Genomic DNA, 22,446 nt, shown 5'->3' with positions numbered 1-22,446 from the left:
CTTTACTATTATACTACAGGAGGTAGAAATGGGAAACAAAAAATTAAAAAACCGTAATGAAATCGATAAAAAATACAAGTGGAATATAGAAGCTATGTATGCCGACGCCAATGCGTGGGAAAAAGATATCCAACTAGTTCTTGAAATGACCCATTCTTTCAGCAAATATCAGGGGAAGCTCACAGAGAGCGCAAAAACTCTGGCTGAAGCCATGAACGCCAAGGACGCAATCTGGCAGAAGTTAGAACGTGCTTACGTCTATGCGCGTATGAAGCTAGATGAAGATAATCGGGTAGCCGCTCAGCAATCAATGCACGATAAGGTGAACTCCATCATTGCAAAAGTTGGCGCTTCCATGAGCTTCTTTACGCCGGAACTTCTCTCTGCGCCAGAAGAAACACTTCGCAATTACCTGGATACAGAACCGGCTCTTGCACAATACCGTTTCGTCATCGAAGATATTCTCAGAGAAAAGCAACATGTACTAAGCCAAGAGGAAGAAAATATTTTGGCACAGATGAGCGAAATCACCGATGCAACAGATACGATCTTTACCATGCTTAACAATGCTGATCTGAAATTTGGAGAAATAACAGATGAAGACGGCGATTTGGCAGAGGTCACTCACGGCAACTATATCAAATTTATGGAATCTCACGACCGTCGAGTAAGAAAAGAAGCATATACTCATGTTTACGAAGCGTATAAAGGGTTAATCAACACCATCGCACAGACCTATAACTATAACGTAAAGACTGATGTAGTGAGCGCCAGAATCCGAAAATACCCTTCTGCCAGAGCTTCTGCCTTATCCGGCGGAAATATCCCCGAAGAAGTTTACGATAATCTGATTTCTGTTGTCCATGATTATCTACCAGTTCTTCATCGCTATATTGCCCTCCGAAAAAAGCTGCTCGGCGTAGATGAACTAAAAATGTATGATATTTATGTACCTTTAGTAGAAATTCCAAAGAAAGACGTACCGTATCAGCAAGCGCTGCAAATTATGAAGGAAGGCCTCGCCCCTCTCGGTGAAGAATATATCCAGCGTCTTTCAAACGGTGTCGATTCCGGCTGGATCGACGTCTATGAAAACGAGGGTAAGACTAGCGGCGCTTACAGCTTCGGCTCTTACGACAGCTTCCCTTACATTTTGCTCAACTATACCGACACGCTGCAGGATGTATTTACTGTTGTACATGAAATGGGCCACTCCATGCACTCCAGCTATACCCGTGAAACACAGCCGTTTACCTATGGAAGCCATTCTATTTTTACTGCTGAAGTAGCATCGACAGTCAATGAATCTCTGCTGATGCAGCATCTTCTTGCAAAAGAAACGAATCCTCAGATGCGCAAATATCTGATCAATCTGCACATTGAAGCCTTCCGAACCACGTTGTTCCGGCAAACCATGTTTGCGGAATTTGAAGCTATGACGCACAAATATGTCGAGAACGGCGGCAGCCTAACGCCAGAATGGCTCTGTGAAGAATACGATAAGCTGAACAAAGCTTATTTCGGCCCTGCCCTTTCTGAAGACGAATATATCCGTTATGAATGGGCTCGCATCCCCCACTTCTACCGCAGCTTTTACGTATATCAATACGCCACCGGCTACTCTGCCGCGACAGCAATCTCTCAGAAGATCCTGAACGAAGGCGCGCTGGCAAGAGATGCGTATAAAGAATTTCTAACCACCGGCGACAGTGATTACCCTGTAGAACTGCTGAAAATCGCCGGCGTAGATATGAGTACCAAGGAACCTGTAATTTTAGCTATGAAAACATTCAAGAAGCTGGTTGAAGAACTGGAAGAATTATTGTAAAATGGAACTGCTATGAACAAAAAAGTCTTTATACACGCTAACGACAGCGAAACATCGAAACGAACAGAAAAAAAACTGAAGCAAAAGCTGGACAACTCCGGCTTTACCCTGTTGCCAAATTATAAACCTGATGCAGATCTGCTGGTCTGCATCGGAGGCGACGGTACGTTTCTGGAAACCATTCATCGGTATGACTACCCTACTATGCCCATTATCGGCATCAATACAGGTCATCTCGGTTTTTTCCAGGAGATTATGCCTACTATGCTGGATGACTTTATTTTTAATTATACACAAGAACGCTACTCTATTCAGCCGTTATCCACAGTAAAGGTCATTGTCCGTACGCCGAAAGGCTGTGCTGAACACGTCGGACTGAATGAAGTTGTTATTAAAGGTAACGACACCTATACGGTTCACTTAAATATTTCCATAGGCGGCAGCTTTATTGAACGTTTTTCCGGCGATGGACTTTTGATCGCAACCCCCGCAGGCAGCACAGCCTATAACTACTCCTTAGGCGGCAGCATTGTAGATCCCCGTCTGAAAATCCTGCAGGTCACGCCGATCGCCCCTATGAATACCACAGCATACCGCTCCTTTACGTCCAGCATACTGCTGCCTAGCGATTTATCTCTGGGCGTCGTACCCGATCCCGGCGGCAAATCTCATGGGATTTGTGTCACCTACGATGGGTACACTGCGGTCTACGATGAAGTGGAAGATATCGAAGTCACCTTTTCAGACATTGTCATCAACCTGATGCGATTTGAAAATTACGATTTCTGGACGAAAGTCAAAAGTAAATTCTTATAGAGGTAATAATGGCAAAATTCGAATACATTGTCACAAAAAAAGACGAAAACACACCCGTAAAAAACCTGTTGAGGCAAAAATTCAGCTTTTCCAGCCGTCTTTTGTCAAAGCTGAAATATCAGCATCTTGTCTTTCTCAACGGTCAGGAAACACCCGGCTGGATCACTCCAAAAGCAGGAGATATTCTAAGTGTAAAATTGCCGGAAGAAGTCAGCGATTTTCCTGCAGAAGATATTCCCATCCATGCAGTTTATGAGGATGACGATTTGCTGATTATTAACAAACAGTCCGGTATTACAGTCCATCCTACCAAAGGTAAGCCCTGCCACACTCTGGCAAACGGATTGATGAAATACATGAAAGACACTGATCAGAAATTCAAAATTCGTTTTGTCAATCGGCTTGACATGGATACGACAGGCCTTCTTATCGTAGCCAAAAATTCTCATGCACAGGACGAACTAGTTAAACAAATGAAAGCGAATGCAACAGAAAAGCGGTATATCGCCATTGTTAACGGCGTTATCCCCGAGGATCAATTTACGATTGATCTTCCTATTGGCAGACCCGATCCGGAAGATGTACGCCGCGGCGTTATGCAAGAAGGCGGATATCCTTCCGTCACTCACGTCAGAGTGCTTCAGCGGTACTCATCCGGGTTTACCATGGCGGAGCTTCTTTTGGAAACCGGACGCACCCATCAGATTCGAGTACATATGTCTCATATCGGATACCCTTTGGTAGGCGATCATCTCTACGGCGGTCTCAATCCTACCCTTCTGCCCCGTCAAGCCCTTCACGCCTATAAACTGTCCTTTCAGCATCCGGTTACCAAACAACCCCTGACTCTGGAAGCTCCCCTGCCTGAAGATATGCTGTTAGTCCTTAAGCGAATCGATCAATAAGTTCTATCAAAGGGCATCTATCGAGACGTTGCGTACACGTCAAAGTATTACGGTACGAAAACAGAAGACCGGTCCAACACGATGCCGGTCTTCTTAATCGCTATACTCTTTCAAAACTAATCCAATATAAATTATTCATGTCTTATTTTTTTCTGAATACCGTCGGTTCTTCGGAATCAGTATCAGCCATACCACAGTAAATATTGACACCCTGAATCACTTGTCGAATCATGTTACATAAATAACTTCAAGGCACTAAAGAATTCTTTGGCTTGATTATTTGGATTTGCTTGTCGCGTTGCTTCCAATTCTACGTCTTCATAATCATATCCGTGAATAATCACCGCTATATCTTTCCCAAATACTTTATTAAAAAATCTTTCTTCTTGCAGCTTTCGCACTGCAAACGCAGTTAAATCCAAAAGCTGCTTCCAGCTAGTTTCTCTCTCCTCCAGTAGCGAAAACCAGTCTATTCTGATCATAATTATAAGTTTCCAAAACTAAATCAAAATACCCTGCAGAAAAAGATGTTAATAAAGTATTTTCTATAATTTTTCCATTATAGTATCTTGATATTATTATTTGGCAATTATCAGAATCCTCCATGTATAAAGAATATTCAAAATCTCCGATTCGATCAATCCATTCGTATCTTACAGTTTCATCATCCAGATTTCTTTGCACTAATATCAGCTTACCTTTGTCAAAGTAATAACAATAGTCCGGTCTCCTTTTCGTAGATCTTGCTAATAATTTTCCTCGTCGTACATTTGTAATAAAAATTTCTTCCAATAGGCTAGGACAGTAATATCCTCTTGCTATTAAAAGACCTCCTCTCGAATACTGAACTTGAAAATCTTTTTTATGTGCAATTGTATTTTTCATGCGATTTACATTATTCTTCGTATATACCTGGCAAAGCATTTGATTCGCCAGTTCTGAATATTCTTTTATCTTCCAATCTTCCATATGTTAAAATCCCTCCAAATAGATTTTCTAAAATCGTTACAGCTGTACCCGTAAACGGCTCTCTATTAGCGCTATATTTTATGTGCTTTATTGCGTCATCAAACCATTTATCTCGAATAGCTGCATATAACATCCCCGAGTCATTGAATATGAATCTACAGGTGTTTGCAATTTCTGGATAAAAAACTTCAAAATATAGTTCCTCTTATAATAACTATATATATGAAAAAACTGGTATTGCGAACTCAAAAACGTTGCTCCATTTCTCTTTCATAAAAACAATAATTCACGACTCTATTTCGGATTCAAGTTCCTCTCTATCATGAAAGTTCTCATACTCCTCAAACTTAATTGGAAACTCAATAATTGCGCCAGGGGCTTTCCGATAATCTTCTTCATTGAAACCTAATTCTTCGCTGTAGTTAATATGGTAATATGATCTACTTTCACTTTTACTTAGAGAAAAGATAGTTGCGACAACTCTCACCGATAGTTTTACGAAGTAGAAAAGAATTCTTAGCATCAAGAAACACTCACCTTTCCAATGTTACAAATCATTACTTTTCGCTTACCTTTTTACCTTCGACATGTCTTCCTTTTCATTGAATACTAATTTTTTGAATTAATCTCAGTACGCATTTTCTCTAATCGATATTTCAAATACGCCATATTCTCCTCTATCTTCCTATTTATTTGATGAATAAATCTCCAAATTAATCCAGTCAGTCCAATAAATAATACACTCATTACTGTTATAAGAAAATAATTCCCATTCAATATACCTATATATATTCCAATTACGATAATAAGAATAGCCGGAAGCATGTAAAGACACGATTCTTTTGTCCACTGTCGTTCAGTCTTAATAAACTCACCTTCATCCAATTTATAATTTACTCTAACAGGTTGTTCTGAGACCACCTTAGCAATATCAATACCACCGTTGCTCAGCGCCTCATCCGTAAAATATTGGATATTTACAAAAGTCTGACTATCTTGCGGAGTCTCTATAGTCAATTTTATACATGAAGAAATTCCAGTAAGAAGGCGTGTTTCTGAGAAATCATCATAAGAAATACAATAATATATATAATTTATTACAATAACTAATATCCTTTCAACAATAGTGACTAAAAAATTCGACTTGCATTCTTTAAAAACTAAAACCGCGTGACTTCCCTGAATTGTAAATTGGCAAGTATCCTCTGCCTTCAAGTTTTGCTCTACTTTTTCTGTGTCTGTAATAATGTGCACATTAACATCATAATTAACTTTTGAATCAATTTTTAATTTCATTTTTACCTGTCCAGTATTTTAAAAGAAAATTTTTCGCTGCCTTCTAATATTCTACAACAAATAATCGGATACGGATATTCATCCAATAATTCAAAATACCTGTCTTCGCAAAGTGCTTTCCTTGGTTATAGGATACCACTTTCCAGGCGCCGCTATCCAGTACATTTATGGTGCTTCCGCTGTTTTTTTCACGTAATGGTCGTAACGATACTGTCTCAAGAAAAAACAGGCTAATCGCCTGTTTCAATCTCTTGATTTATATTTGCTGATTTTTAATCGGATCAATATACTGCTTCTCGTAATACACTGTCATTGCCTTATATTCATCAGATCCTTCGTTAAATACTTCACTCTTGTGAGAATCAAGATCCTCCTGATGAAGTCTCTGGTGCAAATGGGTAGAGATATTCATACAGTGATCAGAAATACGCTCCATATTATTAAGGACTTCCACATATGAGATACCTCCCTGATTACTACACAAGCCTCTCTTTAACCTGTCAATATGGTTAGATTTCAATATATCCACCATATAATCCACATTATCTTCAAGAGGCCCAATTTTATGTGTGACGCTCTCCTTTTCTTCCTGATAAGCAGTCGCGGTAATCGTAAGAGCCTCGCCTACGGCTCTCTGCAGATATTCCATTTCATGTATCGCCTCGTTGGAGAAAGAAATTCCCTGTTCTTCGTTAAACTCAGCAACGTCAATAAAGTTCATACAGTGATCCCCAATACGCTCAAAATCTCCTACGGTATGCATAAACTCCGTAGCCAGACGATTATCCTCTCCAACTAAATGCTGTTCCGTAATCTTAATCAGGTATTCGCCCAATACATCTTCCGTCTTGTCCAAAAATTCCTCATTCTCACGAACCTTATCACAATTGTCCTGTTTATATGTAAACAAGCATTCTGTGGAAAGCTTATAACTCTCCATCACCGTCGCAGCCATATTAAACATAACCTTTCGGCATTGCTCCAGCGCGATAGACGGCGTCGTTACAAAGATTGGATCAAGCATAGACAGTTCTTCATCGATTTTGGATACATTTTTCTCTTTTACAACCTTCTTCGATATCGTTATGAGACCGTTCACAAACGGTAGCATAATCAGACAGGTAACCAGGTTGAACAGCGTATGGAAATCCGCGATTCTTCCTCTGTTTACAGGCGTATCCCAAAAAGAAAAACCGATAATTCCCTGGAATGCGTAGATTGCAATCAGGAAAATCACTGCTCCCAATAGAGACATGGTTATATCTATGCAAACAGCACGGCGGGAATTCTTATTGGTTCCGATACTTGCCAAAAGAACCGTAACACACTTACCGATATTCTGACCAATAATGATTGGCGCGGCCATAGAAAAAGTAATCGCTCCCGTAGCAGACATTGCCTGTAATACGCCTACAGACGCTGAAGAACTCTGCAATAATATGGTAACGCCCATACCTGCCAATACGCCCAGAATCGGATTTGTCAGCACCAGGAAAATCTGCATGAACTCCGGTGAACTGGCCAAAGGCTTAAAACTGGACTCCATCATATTCATACCGATAAACAAAATTCCAAGTCCCACCGCGATTCCGGCCTTATCCTTAGATTTATTCTTCTTAGCAATCAGCATGACAAACGCGCCGATAACCACACAGATCGGTGCGAAAGACGCCGGCTTTAAAAGCTGCAGAATAATATTCTCATTATCAAGATCTCCCAGTCTAAGAATCTGCGCCGTTACAGTAGTACCAATGTTTGCTCCCATGATAACCGGTACTGCCTGTACCAGTTTCAAAATTCCCGCGTTTAGAAAACCGATTACCATAATAATTGTCGCCGAGGAGCTCTGGATGACCGCAGTCACCCCGGCTCCCAGCAAGACGCCTTTACCCCGACTACTTGTGAGCCTTTCCAGGGTTTTTTCCATCTTCGCGCCGGCAAAGCGCTCCAGAGACTGCCCCATCAGCTTCATGCCGTACAGAAACAGTCCAATGCCTCCCAGCATTGTAAGTATTGATTGTAAATCCACTCGTTCATCTCCATGTTACGTAAAAATCTATCAACAAAATTATACTATATCCGCGACTATGTTTTCAACTAATCTGTCAATTTTTTCAAAATTCATGTTTCGAACATACATTTCCTCCACTAAATCGTGATTTCTCTTTGCTTCCGCCATGGCAGAAACAGCTTCCTCCAATAAACTGCTGTAATGACCAGATAACTTTTTCAAGAGCCCTGACCGCTTCTCCAGGAAATAGGTACTCTCAAAATCGTTGATATCGATCATCGTAATTTCACGTACATCGTCGTCCTCACAGGATATTTCCCAAGGCTCTAAATCATGCCATTTATTAGTGGTAACAAATGCGAGAGAAAGCTCCGGTACGATCAAGTGCTCTATTTTCTCCCTCGGATCCATCGGACAGTAATACGCCTCTACATCAAAGCCGCGATAAACCGCCCCTTCCATCAAAATGTTCATAAAACTGCAGTTTCCGCATCCCTCCGGTACGTTCACAAAGTAAATCCGACGCGTATTCTGTAATAACGTCTTCACATAGGACACCATACCTGTGGATGTAATGCCTGTAGCAAAAAATCTTTTGATATTCCCTGCTTTAATTGAAATATCATACTTTTTATACTCTCTGGCAATGATGTCCGCGGCCAGCTTGTAAATTTCAGACATTTCAATTCCCTCATTATGGATTGCCGCCATAGTGTCATAGATATTTCTGGCAGCTGCCAAATAATTATATCCAATCTTATACCAACGTGAGCATTCCTCATTTCCTGCAATGAGATCCTCTTTACAGTCCGCAATTTTTTTATCGTTCCAGAAATCCCCGAAATTAATGATAGAATCTACTGCTCCAGGGGTAATCGGATCTATCACATGGGGGCTGGTTCCATCAATTATCGCTACTCTTTTTCCTGTAGCGATGATACCGTCCAAAGACTGTTCGTCAGCAGAACAATGAAGAAAATCAACGCTTTCGCCAGCCTCAGACAACCTCTCTCCCACTTTTTTCAAAAATGTAGATTTACCTGTACCTGGTCCCCCTTTAATGCAAATGATCTTTGACGCTTCTCGCTGACCCATAATGTATCCGTAGTAAGAAAAGAATCCCTCTGGCGTGTTATTGCCGGGGAAATAGTGACGTTCAACTGTCAATGCAATTCCTCCAATACTTTAATCTCCCTGTATACTATGAAATTGCGCTTGTCATTTGTTACAAACAAACAGCTCTGCCGTCTGTAATAGGTGCAGAGCTGTTTTAGATTTTATTCACTAGAAATGATAATCTTCTTCTCTAAATTCCGGTTCCTTCTGTGCCGCGGTCAGATGCTGACTGGACAATTCGTAGAACACTGTGTCAGCTGTGTGCAGATATGCCATGACAAAGAAATACGGAATGGTCATAATAAAGTCCACTATGGTAGAAATGATTCCACTTCCAATAAAGAAGTCAAATGGAAGAAATGCGGAAGGCAGTGAAGCCAGAAAAATCCATCCGATAAAGGAAAGGTTCAAGCAGAAAAACCGCGATTTGTTTCCCTGCATGATTCGTTTACTTTCAGCAATGCATTCCATAACGCCCCAATCAGGATGATCCTCTAAAATAAAGAATGCCTGACTATAGCGAAGATAGGCGATAATGCCTGGAACGACAAACAACAATCCCCACAGAAAACTAAACAGCCCAATCATGAACATTAAACAGAAAGCTTTAACAAAACGCTCAAAACCATTGAACAGATATCCTGGATTGATATCTCTCATACGGAAGAACGATAGCAGGAAGCTGCACAAACCTAATGTAAACGCACCTTCCAGTACAAATCCATATAAACCTACTATAGATGAAAACGACACATAACGGCCTAGGATCTCGTTATACTCCTGATATACCCCGAAAGGAAGAATATCCGACAACAGAGCCGGGATTGTAACCGTCATGAGATAATATACAGCCATTGCAATGGCTATTTTTCCCCAATTCTCCCGCAAAGCATTTCTTGCAATAGCTCTAATCTCTGATGATGTTTCACGTACAATAATGTTATTCATGCAAAAACTCCTTTTTACTATTTTCTTATTCCCTGAATTATTATATAATATTTGCTGGATAAATACAAATGAAATTGGAGAAATCGCATGAAAAAAGCTTTAGTTATAACTTCCCATGTGGAACATTTGCATGCCGTCTGTTTAAACCGCAGCAGCTTTGATACCGTCATCTGCGCTGACGGCGGATTTCTTATTGCACAGCAATTAAAGATTGTTCCTGACATTCTCATCGGCGATTATGATTCTTCCTCCCGCCCTGAACTGCCGGATATCATTGTTCTGCCCATGGAAAAGGATATGACCGACAGTGAAGCGGCCATTGATTTAGCCGTATCAAAGGGTTTCTCCCATATTACCGTGTTAGGCGGTCTGGGAGGCCGGCTTGATCATACTATGGGAAATCTGGGTATGCTGGCTAAATACTGCGGCAAGCTGGAGCACCTCGCATTTACAGACGGACAGAATTATGTCTTCATGATAGAGCCGGGGCGCACTGTTATACCAAAAAACACCTATCGCTATATGGGTATTATCAGCTACGGTCTGCAGGCCAAAAATGTAACCCTCAGAGGCGTCAAATATCCTCTGACCAATCATCTTCTGACAAATGAGACTACCTTAGGTGTCAGTAATGAAATTGTGAAGAAAGAAGCCTCTGTTACTTTCACGGAAGGCCGCCTGTTGGTCATTCTTTCCGACGATATAGAAAAAAAAGAGTAGAAGACAGGCTATCAGTCTGTTCTCCTACTCGAAAAAACATTACTTATTTGTTTTTAAACTCCGGCGCTCTCTTTTCCAGAAATGCGGCCATACCCTCGGTCTTATCCTCAGAACCGAAAGCCGCTGTGAAAGTTTCTATTTCAAACTTGCTCGCAGATTTCATATCCATGTCGTAACCGTTATTGATCGCAGTCTTCGCCGTCGCGATAGCAATCGGCGCTTTAGATGCGATGGTCTTTGCAACCTTCTCCGCTTCAGCCATCAGCTCCTCCGGCGCTGCAACCTTCTCAACAAGTCCGATTCTGTAAGCCTCCGCTGCAGGAATCATTTCCGCAGTCATGATCAGATATTTTGCCATACCTTTGCCTACCAGTCTTGCTAATCTCTGTGTACCGCCAAAACCAGGAATGATACCAAGACCAACCTCTGGCTGACCGAATTTGGCCTTTTCAGAAGCGATTCTGATATCGCAAGCCATAGCAAGCTCACAGCCTCCGCCCAGCGCGAAACCGTTAACCGCAGCGATAACTGGCTTTTCTATTGCTTCAATCAGGTTCATCACCTTGTGACCCATAATCATCATCTGACGGCCTTCCAGCGCGGTAAGCTGATGCATCTGTGCGATATCAGCGCCTGCAACAAACGCCTTGCCTTCACCGGTCAGGATAACTGCTTTTACTTCAGCGTCTCCTTCAATTTTGGTAAATACATCGTACAATTCACTCAGAACATCCATATTCAACGCGTTCATTGCCTTCGGACGGTTGATCGTAACATAACCGATACCTTCTTTTGCTTCGAATTTAATATTTTCGTACATGTTGATTGTTCTCCCTTTCTCCATAATAGAATGAAATTGTTCCTTTGTTAATAATATAACATTTTATAACTGTTTTTTCAACCCTTCTAACGCTTTCTTTACAGGAGGAAGTGAAATAATTACCACAGTCAGAATACCCTCAGCCGCTAAATAAGTAAAATTATAAAATAAGGACCACGTAACAGCGTTAAATCCCTCTGGCGCATATGCTCCAAAAAAGACAATACCGGATACAACCGCACAGATATATCTGGAAAAGAGTCCCAACAAATATCCTTTCGTCAAACCGTTCTTACCGCTTTCAGAAAAAAATCCAGCCAATCCCAATGCTCCGAAAGCAAATGGATAGTCTACAAGAAGCTGAACAGGATGGATGACGTAAGGTCCGAAAATCAAGTTAAGCAGCCCTACGCACATACCTGCCATAACACCGCGCCGAATTCCCAGAATATAACCGCACAACGCCACAGGCAGCATAGAAAACACAGTGACCGTGCCGCCATAAGGCATTTCAAAGAGCTTAATCTGTCCAAGTCCTACGGCAAGAGCAATCAACAATGCTGAAATCGTTATGGCCTTCGTATCCATCTTCTTTTCTTTTTGCGCTCCCATAGGAAAAACAATCAAAAAGAAAAAGACAGCAATAACCGCGATCACAATCACCTGTCCCATTGTAGATTCAAAGAATCCCTGCAAATTTTCAAACATAATAAAAAAACCTCCATATAAATATTGGAGGGGATAACAAATCGCTTGCCTACGGCAGCATTAACTGCGTCAGGTCTTAAGGGTCTGGCAAAAGCCATTCTCAGCGAAAGCTCCCCTAGCTGATTTAAGAATATACTTTTTTTACCGTTTTGTCAACCATTCCTCTACTAAAATATACCGCTGCATAAAGTCCGCTGAACAATACAGGAAGATAAAAGCTTGCGGCGCGTGACAACAGCATAGCGCCGGTTAACAGTCCGTCAGGATACAATGTCTGAAATAGCAAAAGGAATCCACCCTCACTTACGCCCACCGCTCCCGGCAAAGGCAAAGCTGAAACAGATACATATAAAACAGCTTGCAGTGATACTACCTGAAAAAAATCAAAGGATTGCATACCAAGAGCGCGATATGTCAAATATGTTATGCTGTACATTGCCGTCATCTGAATTAGCGTCGTCAGGAAGGTCTTTACCATCAAAATTGGTTTCTGACGCAATTGAAACACACTGTCCGCATAGTCAGTCAATTGTGCTGACAAAAACTTTTCAGCCTGCGCGCCCTTTCTTTGGCTGAATCGTGAAATGAGCCTTACCAATAGCCCCATTAACGTATTGATTATCGCAGGCCTAAACAGCGCCATAATTAAAACAGCTGTCACTGCCAAATTCACTCCAACGCCGATTAGAAAAACCCACCATAGTCCTTTCGAGGTATCTAAAATCATCTGCCGTTGAAACAGGAATCCACACATAGCCAACATTACTGTAACAACCTGAAAGCTGAGTAACTCGCCCAATAGCGCCAGCGTACCCCGTGAAATCGCCACATGATCCTTGTGCATAGCATATAGCTGCATTGGCTGTCCTCCGGAAGCGGACGGCGTTACCGAACTAAAAAAGAATCCTGTCAGAGCGTACCGTATTCCCTGATAAAGTCGGCAATTGCAACCAAATCCCCGTAACAGCCGCGCAATATTCGTTCCTTCACAGCAAAGAAAGACAGCAGAGGCTAAAACAGCTGCCACCATCCATATAAAGTTTGCACTTAATAAAGCAGCGCGCAATTGAACCAAATTCAAATCTTTTCCAATTACATAAAATGTTAGGCACACCAGCGCCAAAAACAGCCCGCCGTTTTTCAACGCTTTTTTCACACAAAGCCCCCTTTTCTTTCATCTAATCGTTTAAACTGCCACCCTTCCTCAAGCCAAACAGGAATCGTATCAGCAAGAGCCGCCAGCATTCTTCCGGGCGCTCCGTCGCTGCCTCTGCCATCATGCAGACAGATAATATCGCCTCGTCCTGTTCGCTTAAGCAGTTTATACTGAATTTCCTCCCGGCTCGTATCCTCTTTCCAGTCCTGCGCCATCACATGCCATAATACCTTTTTTAACCTCAACCTTCTTATCAGCCGCAGCGTCGCCAAATTTACATGTCCCCAAGGCGGTCTGTAGTATATTGGCGTCACGCCTAGTCTCTTCAAAATCGCTATACTTTCGCACAGATCTCTGCGCGTTTGGCTCGGCGTCTGCACCATAGCGCTCTCGTGGCGCAATGAATGGAGGCCTATCAGGTGCCCCTCCTGCTGCATTCTCCTGATCAAATCGGGATTTTGCTCCGCCGCCTCCGCAACTACGAAAAAAGCCGCCTTAATCTGATACTCGTCTAATAAATCCAGCAGCGATTCCGTATACTCTGTGCTGGGACCATCATCAAAAGTGAGATAAATGGTCTTAGTCCTCTCTCCGCCGTCCGTATAGAATTTCCATTTTCCTGCCTGAGAAGGCAAAAAGCTATAGGATGCTGCTACAAGAGCTGCAGCGGCTAAATATTTTTTATGCTTCTTTAACTGCATCTTTTCTCTCCTTCTCCCTCAAAAAATTCGCATGGTTCAAAAGTTGTCTTAAGCATCTCCATGTTCCGGCTCATCTGATGAAGAAGTTTCTCATCTCTCAACAGCCGCAAAATATCTTCACCTTCGTCTATATGTGTATCCCACAAAACTCTACCGATATTATGATTTTCTATATAACTGGCATTGCCAAACTCCTGCTCCAGAAACGGATGGATAATATAAAGCGGCGTACAGGCCGCCACTGCCTCAAAGGTGGTCAAACCGCCAGCCTTGGTGACTAAAAGATCAGCCTCTTTCATATATTGTTCCACATGATCAGTATAGCCGACAGCATGAATAAATGGATATTCTATCTGAATCGTATCCAGCAGTTTTTTATTATGGCCGCATATAACCGTAGTTTCAACGTCCTCCTGCTCATTGAGGATCTGAAGAAAATCCTTTGATGACGGAAGCAACCCAAGACCGCCGCCCATGACGAGAATCTGTTTCTTCCGGCCGAAGGTCCGGCCGCGTTGTCTTTCAGATACCCTTTGCTGAAAACGCTGTAGCACCGGAATTCCGCTGACCGTAATTCTATCCGCCGGCACGCCTTTGGACTGCAACGCGTTCTTTGTCGTAATATCGCCCACAAAATAGCGGTCTGTCGCAGGGGCAATCCATTCCTCATGAGCAGTAATATCCGTGATATAGGTATACAGCGGCACGGCGCAGCGGCGCATTCTCTTATAGGCTGAAATATATTGCGAGCACACCGGAAAAGCCACGACGATACGATCCGGTTGGTAGTCCATTATAAGACGATCAATTTTTTTGGTTACGGTCAATTTCAGCGGTATCATATTCGTATCACCTGCTGCTTTATTCATAGCGTTGTACAAACCGCTGCATCTCGCTACCAAAAAGTTAAACCCCTTGTAAATGCATTTGCTGATTGCCGGAAACATATAATCCATGAAATCGATGATCTCTACATTGCTTTCCGGATTTTCTGTCAAAATCTGTTCTTTGATTGCTTCGGCGGCTTTCACATGGCCCAAACCAAAGCGTCCTGTTAATATCATAATGTTCATAATCCGTTTTCTCCCTTTAGATTTCTATACCTCTATTTTAAAACATAAATATTAAACGCCAGTTAAGCGGAGGTTAAGATTTATTAAGGAATTTATTACGGAATTCTTACTTTACTTTAATTGCAAGATAGCTTAAAATAATAGATAATACTAAATTTGTGAGGCGTATAAAGAAATGAACAATAAGAAATGGTATTTACAGGGGATCAAAGATGGAACGCCCATCGCGCTGGGCTACTTCGCGGTGGGCTTTACTTTGGGTATCGCCGCTAAAGCTATGGGAATGGGGCCGGCACAATCTGGACTTATGTCCTTTTTAATGCATGCGTCAGCTGGTGAATTCGCCGTTTTGACAGTTATCGCGGACAATGCAGGATTTATTGCCATGGCTTTTACCATGCTGATCATCAATATGCGGTATTTCCTCATGTCGTGCTCTTTATCACAGAAAATTCCTTCCGATACTTCACTGCTGAAGCGCTTACTGCTTTCCTATTTCGTTACTGACGAGATCTTCGGTATCAGCGCCTCTGTCAAAGGGGAACTGAATCCATATTACCCGTATGGCGCTGCCACTGTTGCTTCTCCCGGCTGGGTTCTGGGAACGATTCTTGGAGCCGCCGCGGGCAACATTCTACCGCCAAGCCTTTCCAGCGCCTTCAGCGTAGCAATTTACGGTATGTTTCTGGCTGTAGTTATACCCGCGTCGAAACAGGATCGAACCATAGCCGTAGTAGTCACTGCTTCTATGGCTGCAAGCGCGGCATTTTCTTTTCTTCCGTATTTCAAAGAAATTTCAGCCGGAACACAAATCATCATTCTGACAATCGTTATTGCCTCAGCTGCTGCAATAATCAATCCTGTTAAAAATGACAGAATCAGCCGGGAAACAAAAAAAGATGCGGACAAGCTGTCCGCAGCAGAAGAAAATGAGGTGTCCAAATGAACGATCAGACATATATTTATCTATTAGTGGCAGCATTGACAATCTATGCTATTCGAGCGCTGCCGCTGACTTTGATTCAAAAGGAAATTAACAATACCTTCATACGTTCCTTTCTTTATTACGTGCCTTATGTAACTTTAGCGGTTATGGCCTTCCCCGCCATCATTACGGCAACCAACAATATTTCCAGCGGCGTAACTGCCTTTCTTGCCGCTATCGTTGTCGCGTGGATCGACGGCAATCTGTTCAAGGTAGCTGTTGCCAGCTGTATCGCAGTATATCTTACAGAATTGATTCTCTGATAATCAAATTCCGCCTACGCTTTAATAATATCCGCGTATCCCGCCTGCGCCAATTCTAATAGGGCGTCAGGCGATAATTCCATTTGCAATCCTACCTTACCGCCGCTGACACAAATTGCCGGCAAGTACCGGGCTGACTCGTGAATTACTGTCGGAAACAGCTTTTTCATACCGATTGGCGAGCAGCCTCCCTTGATATAACCGGTCAACGGCGTAATCTCTTTCGCGTGAATCATCTCGATATTCTTCTCTCCGAAATGCTTTGCCGCTTTCTTTAGATCCAGTTCGCAAGCGACAGGAATCACACAGACATAATGCGCTTTGCTGTGTCCTACCAGAACTAGCGTCTTAAATACAGTGTCAGGGTTCTGTCCCGTCTGCTTTGCCACAGATACGCCGTCTAAAAATCCGTCCGGCGCGTCATATGTATGCAATTTATACGGTATCTTTTTTGCGGCTACCATCCGTACAGCGTTGGTCTTCGGTTCTTTTTCTTTTTTTGCCATAATGACTTCCCTCTCCCTTGTATAATACCTCCTGACAGCAAAAGGCGCTGTGGTACACAAAATATCGTTCCACAACGCCTTATCATGTCATACTTTTATCTCGATCTTTCGATTATTAGCCTAAGATTCCATTTCCAAACATCGGAGCAAATACAACTGCAACGATGGTCATCAGCTTAATCAAAATGTTGATAGAAGGACCGGAAGTATCCTTAAACGGATCGCCGACAGTATCGCCGACAACAGCAGCCTTATGAGGCTCGCTGCCCTTACCGCCAAAGTTACCTTCTTCGATATACTTCTTAGCGTTATCCCACGCGCCGCCTGCGTTAGACATCATGATGGCAAGGAGCACGCCTGCGGACAGAGCGCCGCCAAGCATACCAGCCAACGCTTCAGCGCCGAGAAGGAAACCTACAGCCAGAGGCGCGATAATCGCCATCAGACCCGGAACAACCATTTCCTTCAGAGCAGCGCCGGTAGAGATATCTACACATCTTGCATAATCAGGTTTGGAAGTACCTTCCATGATACCCTTATCTTCTCTAAACTGTCTTCTAACTTCCTCAATCATCTGATTAGCTGCTTTTCCTACGGAGTTCATCGTCATAGCGGAGAACAGGAACGGCAGCATAGCGCCGATGAATACACCGATGATAACGATCGGATTCAACAGACTTACAACATCAATATCTGCAACCTCTGCGTAGGACACGAACAGAGCCAGCGCAGTCAATGCCGCAGAACCGATAGCGAATCCTTTACCGATCGCAGCCGTAGTATTACCAACAGAATCCAGCTTGTCCGTGATCTCACGTACTTCGTGCGGAAGCTCTGACATTTCTGCGATACCGCCAGCATTGTCGGATACAGGACCGTAAGCGTCAACCGCAACAGTCATACCAGCTGTAGACAGCATACCTACAGCAGCCAGAGCGATACCGTATACACCGGCAAACTTATAGGCAACAAATGTTGCGATGCAGATCATGATGATCGGCCACAGCGTGGACATCATACCAACGCCCAGACCGCTGATGATGGTTGTAGCCGCGCCTGTCTGGGACTGCTCTGCAATTTTTTTAACGGATTTATAATCACCGGAGGTATATACTTCTGTAATCTTACCGATTGCGATACCTGCAATCAATCCGGCAATAATAGCGAAAGCATAAGTGAAATCGCCCAACATCTGCTTACTCAGTACCAATGCACAGATAATAACAATGATACCACTGATATAAGTACCCATATTCAACGCTGAAGCAGGGTTGGTATTATCATTTCCTCTTACCATCAAAATACCGATGACTGAGGAGATAATGCCGATTGCAGACAAGAGCAACGGGAATACAGCAGCAGTTTCCTGTGAGAAGGTCGCCATCTCCGGTGCGTTTGCAACTGCAACTGCAGATAATGTAATAGCGGAAATAATAGATCCGACATAAGATTCAAACAGGTCGGAACCCATACCAGCCACGTCGCCTACATTGTCGCCTACGTTATCAGCGATAACCGCCGGGTTACGAGGATCGTCTTCCGGAATGCCTGCTTCTACCTTACCTACCAGGTCAGCGCCTACGTCTGCAGCCTTCGTATAGATACCGCCGCCTACTCTGCCGAACAGAGCCATGGAAGACGCGCCTAAACCAAATCCTGTGATACATTGTGTAACAGTAGCAAGATCAAGCGCACAGAACACAACGCCCAGACCGAGCAGTCCGAGACCGGACACGCACAGACCCATTACAGCGCCGGAACGAAACGCAATTTTCAGCGCCTTCGGCATGCCGGCTTCCTTTGCCGCGTTAGCAGTTCTTACGTTACCCTTTGTGGCTACAGTCATTCCACAATAGCCTGCCGCTACGGAAAGCAATGCGCCTAACAGGTAAAGTCCTGCTGTAAGCCAGCTTTTCAGACCAATTCCGATCAGCAGGAACAGTACAACGATAACGATAGCCATGGTCTTATATTCTCTTTTCAGGAAAGCCATAGCGCCCTCACGGATATAACCCGCGATTTCCTTCATTCTGTCGGTTCCTTCATCAGCCTTGCTGATCCATGACGCCAGGCAAAATGCCACGATCAGACCAACAAGGGCCGCGATAGGAGCAACATAATTCATAATGATACCTCCTTTTTCGCCTTGTTATGAAAGCAGTTTAAGAGGCACCGATCAAGTACCTCTTACTTTCAAGCGAATATTTAAAATTAATTAAATTATTAACACATTAAAATAGTGCCACGATAACAATTGACAGTACGATAAACAGTACGGCTGAAACAACAGTGATCTTGCTCAGAATCGCTTCATAGCCTCTGCTCTTCTTCTTCCCGAACAACTGCTCTGCACCGCCTGCAATTGAACCAGACAAGCCGTCGCTGTTGCCTGACTGTAACAGAACGCTTGCAATGATGATAATGCTGGCAACGGCCAATAATATCATAAGAGCGGTTTTCATCTTATCCCTCCTTAGTTGAGTGCTTAAATTTTAACCATTTAACTTTATCATAAGAAATGGTAAAAATCAAGTATTTTCGCATTAAAAATTGATAATCTCCATGAATTTTGCTGGATCAAGGCTAGCGCCTCCAACCAAAGCTCCGTCTATCTCATCCATATTCATAATTTCCGTAGCATTTTCCGGTTTTACGCTTCCTCCATATTGAATCACTACCTGATCGCACACATCCTCATCATAAAGCTTTTCCAGCACACCGCGAATAAAAGCACACATTTCTTCTGCCTGTTCTGGTGTCGCGGTTCTTCCTGTGCCGATAGCCCATACCGGCTCATAGGCAATCACTATGCGGCTCGCGTCCTCTGACGCAATTCCCTGCAGTCCGCAGGATAACTGACGCTCAACTACATCCGCCGGATTACCGTTTTCTCTTTCTTCCAGGGTTTCTCCTACACAAAAAATCGGGATAATATCTGTAGCGTACAGCAGTTTTTTCAACTTCTTGTTGACAGTTTCATCAGTCTCGCCAAAATACTGGCGTCTCTCCGAATGGCCTACAATACAGTAATCTACACCTATCTCCTTCAGCATGTCTGCAGAAATCTCACCGGTATACGCTCCCTCGTCAGCAAAATGAACATTCTGCGCGCCGACTCCGATTCCTGTCCCCGAAAAAGCCTCAATAAGAGTATCCAACTGGGTGAAAGGAGCACAAATCGCGGCGCGGATATCCGTGCCGGCATCTTGATACGCCTGCCGGAATTCCGAAGCAAATGCCGCTGCTTCCTCTTTTGTTTTATACATCTTCCAATTGCCGCAAATGAACGGTATTCTCATTTTGATACTTCCCTTCTACTTGTCTTCTATAACAGCTATGCCCGGCAAAACTCTACCTTCCAGGAATTCCAGTGAAGCGCCGCCGCCCGTGGAAATATGAGTCATTTTATCAGCAAGTCCAAACTGCTCTGTCGCCGCCGCTGAATCACCGCCGCCGATTACGGTCACTGCGTCACTTTCTGCCAGAATTTCCGCAATAGCCTTAGTTCCTTTTTCAAAGGAAGGCATCTCGAAAACGCCCATCGGTCCGTTCCATACGACAGTCTTTGCCTCATTCAAAGCCTTTCTGTATACTTCCACTGTTTTTGGTCCGATATCAAGTCCCATCATATCCGCCGGAATTTCCTCCCGGTCAACAATCGTTGAAGGCGCGTCATTGTCAAAACGTTCCGCGCAGACAATATCTACAGGCAAAAGCATTTTAACACCTGCATCGGCCGCTTTTTGCAATAGCTCGCCTGCCAGACCGATATTTTCCTCATCCAAAATTGACGTGCCGATTTCCAGACCCATCGCTTTAAAAAATGTATATGCCATACCGCCGCCGATAATCAAAGTATCTACCTTCTGCAGCAGACTTTCAATAACAGGAATCTTATCGCCTACCTTTGCGCCGCCCATGATCGCAACAAACGGACGCTCCGGTTCTTCCACCGCGCTTCCCAAGAATTTCACTTCTTTTTCAATGAGAAAGCCGGATACGGCCGGTAAATAATCAGCTACGCCTGCTGTGGACGCATGGGCTCTGTGCGCTGTTCCAAAAGCTTCCTGCACAAATATTTCACCCAAAGACGCCAATTCTTTAGCAAAGTCAGCGCCGTTTTCCGTTTCCTCTTTACGAAAACGAACATTCTCCAAAAGCATAACCTCTCCGTCCTGCAAAGTCTCTGCCATAGCTTTTACAGTATCGCATATTACGGTCGGACAACTGGTAAATTTCACTTCCGTATCCAGCAGCTCCGAAAGCCTATCTGCAACGGGCCGCAACGTATACTCCGGCTTCGGCTCACCCTTTGGACGTCCAAGATGCGACATCAAAATGATTTTGGCTCCATGCTCTCTCAAATAGCTGATCGTCGGCAATGCGCTGACAATCCGCTTATCATCCGTAATCGCGCCGTCTTTCTGCGGTACATTAAAATCACATCTTACCAGAACACGTTTACCCTTTACATCAATGTCTCTCACTGTTTTTTTCATTTCTTTTTTACCTCTTATTTTCATAAGCTATGGGGAAACACTGCATCGCAGTGTTTCCCCATGAAAATCAAAGTCTATTTCGCATTGTCAACTTCGTACATATGGCGGATCAATTCCAACGTTTTACTGGAATAGCCGTATTCATTATCATAGAAAGCGATCAGCTTGAAGAATTTATCATTCAGCTCAATGCCCTCTCTCGCATCGAAGATAGAAGTATGCGGATCACCAACAAAATCACCTGAAACTACTTCATCATCAACATATTCAATAATCCCGTGAAGATAAGTCTCGGAAGCTTTTTTCACAGCGCGGCAGATAGCGTCATAAGACGCGGACTTCTTCAATACCACGTTAAGATCTATAACAGAGACATCAGCTGTCGGAACGCGGTAGGAAATACCCGTCATCTTCCCTGCCAGCGACGGAATAACCAATCCTACGGCCTTAGCAGCCCCTGTTGTCGATGGGATAACATTGCCGAATACACTTCTTCCTGTTCTCCAGTCCTTCATAGAACGAGCGTCTACAACCTTCTGTTTAGCTGTTGCCGAGTGAATGGTTGACATCAATCCCTGCTCAATTCCGAAATTTTCTTCCAAAACCTTACACAGAGGAGCAAGACAATTCGTCGTACAGGACGCATTGGAAACTACATCCATGTCAGCAGTATATTCATCTGAGTTTACGCCGAAAACAAAAGTCGGTGTCGTTTTATCTTTTGCCGGTGCAGAAATAATAACTTTCTTGGCGCCGGCCTTCACATGATCCATAGCCTTTTCTGTAGTAGTATAAGCACCGGTGGCCTCAACTATGTATTCAGCGCCACATCTATCCCAAGGAATGTTCTTGGCTTCAGATTCACTGAAAACAGGAACCTTCTTTCCATCAATAACAATACCTTCCTCATACTTTTCCAGTGTTTTCGGAAAGCGGCCAAAAGTAGTGTCGTATTTCAACATATAAATCAGATAGTCGATGTCTGCATTACGAACATTGATGCCCGCGATTTCTATATCAGGCATGTCCATTGCCGCTCTGATTACTACTCTTCCGATTCTTCCGAATCCACTAATACCAACTTTAATTGCCATTTTTTACCTCCATATCTCTTCTGGATTAAAGT

Annotated in this window: 23 protein-coding genes and 1 riboswitch; of the genes, 6 read left to right on the top strand and 17 right to left on the bottom strand. The window is 43.3% G+C overall.

What is annotated here, in order from left to right; all coding sequences use genetic code 11:
- The first annotated feature begins 28 nt into the window (after nucleotides 1-28).
- From pepF to ACPW7J_RS07220, 3 genes are read left to right on the top strand one after another with little or no spacing between them, the layout of a single operon-like run.
- Entirely contained in the window at nucleotides 29-1,828 is a 1,800-nt protein-coding gene (pepF, locus tag ACPW7J_RS07230) for an oligoendopeptidase F (RefSeq protein WP_425757479.1), read from the top strand.
- Between the two features lie 12 nt (nucleotides 1,829-1,840).
- Nucleotides 1,841-2,644 (top strand): NAD(+)/NADH kinase, encoded by an 804-nt coding sequence (locus tag ACPW7J_RS07225; protein WP_161873203.1) that lies wholly within the window; start codon nucleotides 1,841-1,843, stop codon nucleotides 2,642-2,644.
- 8 nt (nucleotides 2,645-2,652) lie between these two features.
- The gene (locus ACPW7J_RS07220) at nucleotides 2,653-3,549 is read left to right on the top strand and encodes an RluA family pseudouridine synthase (RefSeq protein ID WP_161873204.1); all 897 of its coding nucleotides are present in this window, start codon (nucleotides 2,653-2,655) and stop codon (nucleotides 3,547-3,549) included.
- Between the two features lie 233 nt (nucleotides 3,550-3,782).
- Here ACPW7J_RS07220 and ACPW7J_RS07215 read toward each other — a convergent pair whose 3' ends face one another.
- From ACPW7J_RS07215 to ACPW7J_RS07190, 6 genes are all read right to left on the bottom strand, one after another.
- Nucleotides 3,783-3,971 (bottom strand): hypothetical protein, encoded by a 189-nt coding sequence (locus tag ACPW7J_RS07215; RefSeq protein ID WP_425757477.1) that lies wholly within the window; start codon nucleotides 3,969-3,971, stop codon nucleotides 3,783-3,785.
- A gap of 13 nt (nucleotides 3,972-3,984) precedes the next feature.
- Nucleotides 3,985-4,518, bottom strand: coding sequence for a hypothetical protein (locus ACPW7J_RS07210; protein ID WP_425757475.1), 534 nt, complete (start codon nucleotides 4,516-4,518; stop codon nucleotides 3,985-3,987).
- A 609-nt stretch (nucleotides 4,519-5,127) separates the two neighbouring features.
- Nucleotides 5,128-5,814 (bottom strand): hypothetical protein, encoded by a 687-nt coding sequence (locus ACPW7J_RS07205; protein ID WP_425757473.1) that lies wholly within the window; start codon nucleotides 5,812-5,814, stop codon nucleotides 5,128-5,130.
- A gap of 256 nt (nucleotides 5,815-6,070) precedes the next feature.
- Nucleotides 6,071-7,843: a Na/Pi cotransporter family protein gene (locus ACPW7J_RS07200; RefSeq protein ID WP_425757471.1), complete on the bottom strand. Its 1,773-nt coding sequence runs from the start codon at nucleotides 7,841-7,843 to the stop codon at nucleotides 6,071-6,073.
- A 39-nt stretch (nucleotides 7,844-7,882) separates the two neighbouring features.
- Entirely contained in the window at nucleotides 7,883-8,992 is a 1,110-nt protein-coding gene (locus ACPW7J_RS07195; protein ID WP_161873208.1) for a hypothetical protein, read from the bottom strand.
- Between the two features lie 117 nt (nucleotides 8,993-9,109).
- Nucleotides 9,110-9,889, bottom strand: coding sequence for a DUF975 family protein (locus tag ACPW7J_RS07190; RefSeq protein ID WP_161873209.1), 780 nt, complete (start codon nucleotides 9,887-9,889; stop codon nucleotides 9,110-9,112).
- An 87-nt stretch (nucleotides 9,890-9,976) separates the two neighbouring features.
- Between ACPW7J_RS07190 and ACPW7J_RS07185 the strand changes: the two genes are divergently transcribed.
- A complete protein-coding gene (locus ACPW7J_RS07185) occupies nucleotides 9,977-10,609 on the top strand; it encodes a thiamine diphosphokinase (protein WP_425757469.1) in 633 nt (210 codons plus the stop codon).
- 43 nt (nucleotides 10,610-10,652) lie between these two features.
- On the opposite strand, the gene ACPW7J_RS07180 is transcribed toward ACPW7J_RS07185, so the two are convergent.
- The 5 genes from ACPW7J_RS07180 to ACPW7J_RS07160 all read right to left on the bottom strand — a co-directional run bounded on the left by ACPW7J_RS07180 (nucleotide 10,653) and on the right by ACPW7J_RS07160 (nucleotide 15,067).
- Nucleotides 10,653-11,429 carry an enoyl-CoA hydratase-related protein gene (locus ACPW7J_RS07180; protein WP_424959816.1) on the bottom strand — a complete coding sequence of 259 codons (777 nt, stop codon included), beginning with the start codon at nucleotides 11,427-11,429 and terminating at the stop codon, nucleotides 10,653-10,655.
- Nucleotides 11,430-11,492: 63 nt separating this feature from the next.
- Nucleotides 11,493-12,137 (bottom strand): energy-coupled thiamine transporter ThiT, encoded by a 645-nt coding sequence (gene thiT / locus ACPW7J_RS07175; protein ID WP_425757466.1) that lies wholly within the window; start codon nucleotides 12,135-12,137, stop codon nucleotides 11,493-11,495.
- 29 nt (nucleotides 12,138-12,166) lie between these two features.
- Nucleotides 12,167-12,264, bottom strand: a riboswitch (TPP riboswitch).
- Entirely contained in the window at nucleotides 12,262-13,293 is a 1,032-nt protein-coding gene (locus ACPW7J_RS07170; RefSeq protein ID WP_425757464.1) for a lysylphosphatidylglycerol synthase transmembrane domain-containing protein, read from the bottom strand. Its footprint overlaps the riboswitch before it by 3 nt.
- Entirely contained in the window at nucleotides 13,290-13,994 is a 705-nt protein-coding gene (locus ACPW7J_RS07165) for a polysaccharide deacetylase family protein (protein ID WP_425757462.1), read from the bottom strand. Before ACPW7J_RS07165 ends, ACPW7J_RS07170 begins: the two co-directional genes overlap by 4 nt.
- The gene (locus tag ACPW7J_RS07160; protein ID WP_425757460.1) at nucleotides 13,985-15,067 is read right to left on the bottom strand and encodes an MGDG synthase family glycosyltransferase; all 1,083 of its coding nucleotides are present in this window, start codon (nucleotides 15,065-15,067) and stop codon (nucleotides 13,985-13,987) included. The genes ACPW7J_RS07165 and ACPW7J_RS07160 overlap by 10 nt, the downstream gene beginning before the upstream one ends.
- A gap of 175 nt (nucleotides 15,068-15,242) precedes the next feature.
- On the opposite strand from ACPW7J_RS07160, the gene ACPW7J_RS07155 reads away from it, so the two are divergent.
- Together ACPW7J_RS07155 and ACPW7J_RS07150 are read left to right on the top strand one after the other, a co-directional pair.
- Nucleotides 15,243-16,013, top strand: coding sequence for an AzlC family ABC transporter permease (locus ACPW7J_RS07155; protein WP_425757458.1), 771 nt, complete (start codon nucleotides 15,243-15,245; stop codon nucleotides 16,011-16,013).
- Nucleotides 16,010-16,315: an AzlD domain-containing protein gene (locus ACPW7J_RS07150; RefSeq protein WP_425757456.1), complete on the top strand. Its 306-nt coding sequence runs from the start codon at nucleotides 16,010-16,012 to the stop codon at nucleotides 16,313-16,315. Before ACPW7J_RS07155 ends, ACPW7J_RS07150 begins: the two co-directional genes overlap by 4 nt.
- A gap of 14 nt (nucleotides 16,316-16,329) precedes the next feature.
- Here the strand turns inward: ACPW7J_RS07150 and ybaK are convergent, their stop codons facing one another.
- The 6 genes from ybaK to gap form a co-directional block, all read right to left on the bottom strand.
- Nucleotides 16,330-16,821, bottom strand: a complete 492-nt coding sequence (ybaK, locus tag ACPW7J_RS07145) for a Cys-tRNA(Pro) deacylase (RefSeq protein ID WP_161873218.1) — start codon at nucleotides 16,819-16,821, stop codon at nucleotides 16,330-16,332.
- Between the two features lie 115 nt (nucleotides 16,822-16,936).
- Complete coding sequence (locus ACPW7J_RS07140) at nucleotides 16,937-18,946, bottom strand: sodium-translocating pyrophosphatase (protein ID WP_161873219.1); 2,010 nt, start codon at nucleotides 18,944-18,946, stop codon at nucleotides 16,937-16,939.
- Nucleotides 18,947-19,052: 106 nt separating this feature from the next.
- Complete coding sequence (gene secG, locus ACPW7J_RS07135) at nucleotides 19,053-19,283, bottom strand: preprotein translocase subunit SecG (protein ID WP_161873220.1); 231 nt, start codon at nucleotides 19,281-19,283, stop codon at nucleotides 19,053-19,055.
- Nucleotides 19,284-19,364: 81 nt separating this feature from the next.
- Nucleotides 19,365-20,120 (bottom strand): triose-phosphate isomerase, encoded by a 756-nt coding sequence (tpiA, locus tag ACPW7J_RS07130; protein ID WP_161873221.1) that lies wholly within the window; start codon nucleotides 20,118-20,120, stop codon nucleotides 19,365-19,367.
- A 15-nt stretch (nucleotides 20,121-20,135) separates the two neighbouring features.
- On the bottom strand, nucleotides 20,136-21,320 hold the full coding sequence (locus ACPW7J_RS07125) for a phosphoglycerate kinase (RefSeq protein WP_425757453.1): 1,185 nt from the start codon (nucleotides 21,318-21,320) through the stop codon (nucleotides 20,136-20,138).
- Between the two features lie 74 nt (nucleotides 21,321-21,394).
- Nucleotides 21,395-22,414, bottom strand: coding sequence for a type I glyceraldehyde-3-phosphate dehydrogenase (gene gap / locus ACPW7J_RS07120; protein WP_425757451.1), 1,020 nt, complete (start codon nucleotides 22,412-22,414; stop codon nucleotides 21,395-21,397).
- Nucleotides 22,415-22,446: the final 32 nt, after the last annotated feature.

This window comes from Ihubacter sp. rT4E-8, assembly GCF_049852125.1.
In the GTDB taxonomy this organism is placed as follows: domain Bacteria; phylum Bacillota; class Clostridia; order Peptostreptococcales; family Anaerovoracaceae; genus Senimuribacter.
Note: the sequence above shows the minus strand (reverse complement) of the source record. Positions and strands in the feature narration are given on the sequence as shown.

Excerpts from the sequence above, each read along its gene's own strand:
- ACPW7J_RS07225 (WP_161873203.1), top strand. The coding sequence starts at position 1,841 with ATGAACAAAAAAGTCTTTATACACGCTAACGACAGCGAAACATCGAAA.
- ACPW7J_RS07125 (WP_425757453.1), bottom strand. The coding sequence starts at position 21,320 with ATGAAAAAAACAGTGAGAGACATTGATGTAAAGGGTAAACGTGTTCTG.
- tpiA (WP_161873221.1), bottom strand. The coding sequence starts at position 20,120 with ATGAGAATACCGTTCATTTGCGGCAATTGGAAGATGTATAAAACAAAA.
- ybaK (WP_161873218.1), bottom strand. The coding sequence starts at position 16,821 with ATGGCAAAAAAAGAAAAAGAACCGAAGACCAACGCTGTACGGATGGTA.
- secG (WP_161873220.1), bottom strand. The coding sequence starts at position 19,283 with ATGAAAACCGCTCTTATGATATTATTGGCCGTTGCCAGCATTATCATC.
- ACPW7J_RS07205 (WP_425757473.1), bottom strand. The coding sequence starts at position 5,814 with ATGAAATTAAAAATTGATTCAAAAGTTAATTATGATGTTAATGTGCAC.
- ACPW7J_RS07165 (WP_425757462.1), bottom strand. The coding sequence starts at position 13,994 with ATGCAGTTAAAGAAGCATAAAAAATATTTAGCCGCTGCAGCTCTTGTA.
- ACPW7J_RS07190 (WP_161873209.1), bottom strand. The coding sequence starts at position 9,889 with ATGAATAACATTATTGTACGTGAAACATCATCAGAGATTAGAGCTATT.
- thiT (WP_425757466.1), bottom strand. The coding sequence starts at position 12,137 with ATGTTTGAAAATTTGCAGGGATTCTTTGAATCTACAATGGGACAGGTG.
- ACPW7J_RS07160 (WP_425757460.1), bottom strand. The coding sequence starts at position 15,067 with ATGAACATTATGATATTAACAGGACGCTTTGGTTTGGGCCATGTGAAA.
- ACPW7J_RS07155 (WP_425757458.1), top strand. The coding sequence starts at position 15,243 with ATGAACAATAAGAAATGGTATTTACAGGGGATCAAAGATGGAACGCCC.
- gap (WP_425757451.1), bottom strand. The coding sequence starts at position 22,414 with ATGGCAATTAAAGTTGGTATTAGTGGATTCGGAAGAATCGGAAGAGTA.
- ACPW7J_RS07220 (WP_161873204.1), top strand. The coding sequence starts at position 2,653 with ATGGCAAAATTCGAATACATTGTCACAAAAAAAGACGAAAACACACCC.
- ACPW7J_RS07150 (WP_425757456.1), top strand. The coding sequence starts at position 16,010 with ATGAACGATCAGACATATATTTATCTATTAGTGGCAGCATTGACAATC.
- ACPW7J_RS07185 (WP_425757469.1), top strand. The coding sequence starts at position 9,977 with ATGAAAAAAGCTTTAGTTATAACTTCCCATGTGGAACATTTGCATGCC.
- ACPW7J_RS07180 (WP_424959816.1), bottom strand. The coding sequence starts at position 11,429 with ATGTACGAAAATATTAAATTCGAAGCAAAAGAAGGTATCGGTTATGTT.
- ACPW7J_RS07140 (WP_161873219.1), bottom strand. The coding sequence starts at position 18,946 with ATGAATTATGTTGCTCCTATCGCGGCCCTTGTTGGTCTGATCGTGGCA.
- pepF (WP_425757479.1), top strand. The coding sequence starts at position 29 with ATGGGAAACAAAAAATTAAAAAACCGTAATGAAATCGATAAAAAATAC.
- ACPW7J_RS07210 (WP_425757475.1), bottom strand. The coding sequence starts at position 4,518 with ATGGAAGATTGGAAGATAAAAGAATATTCAGAACTGGCGAATCAAATG.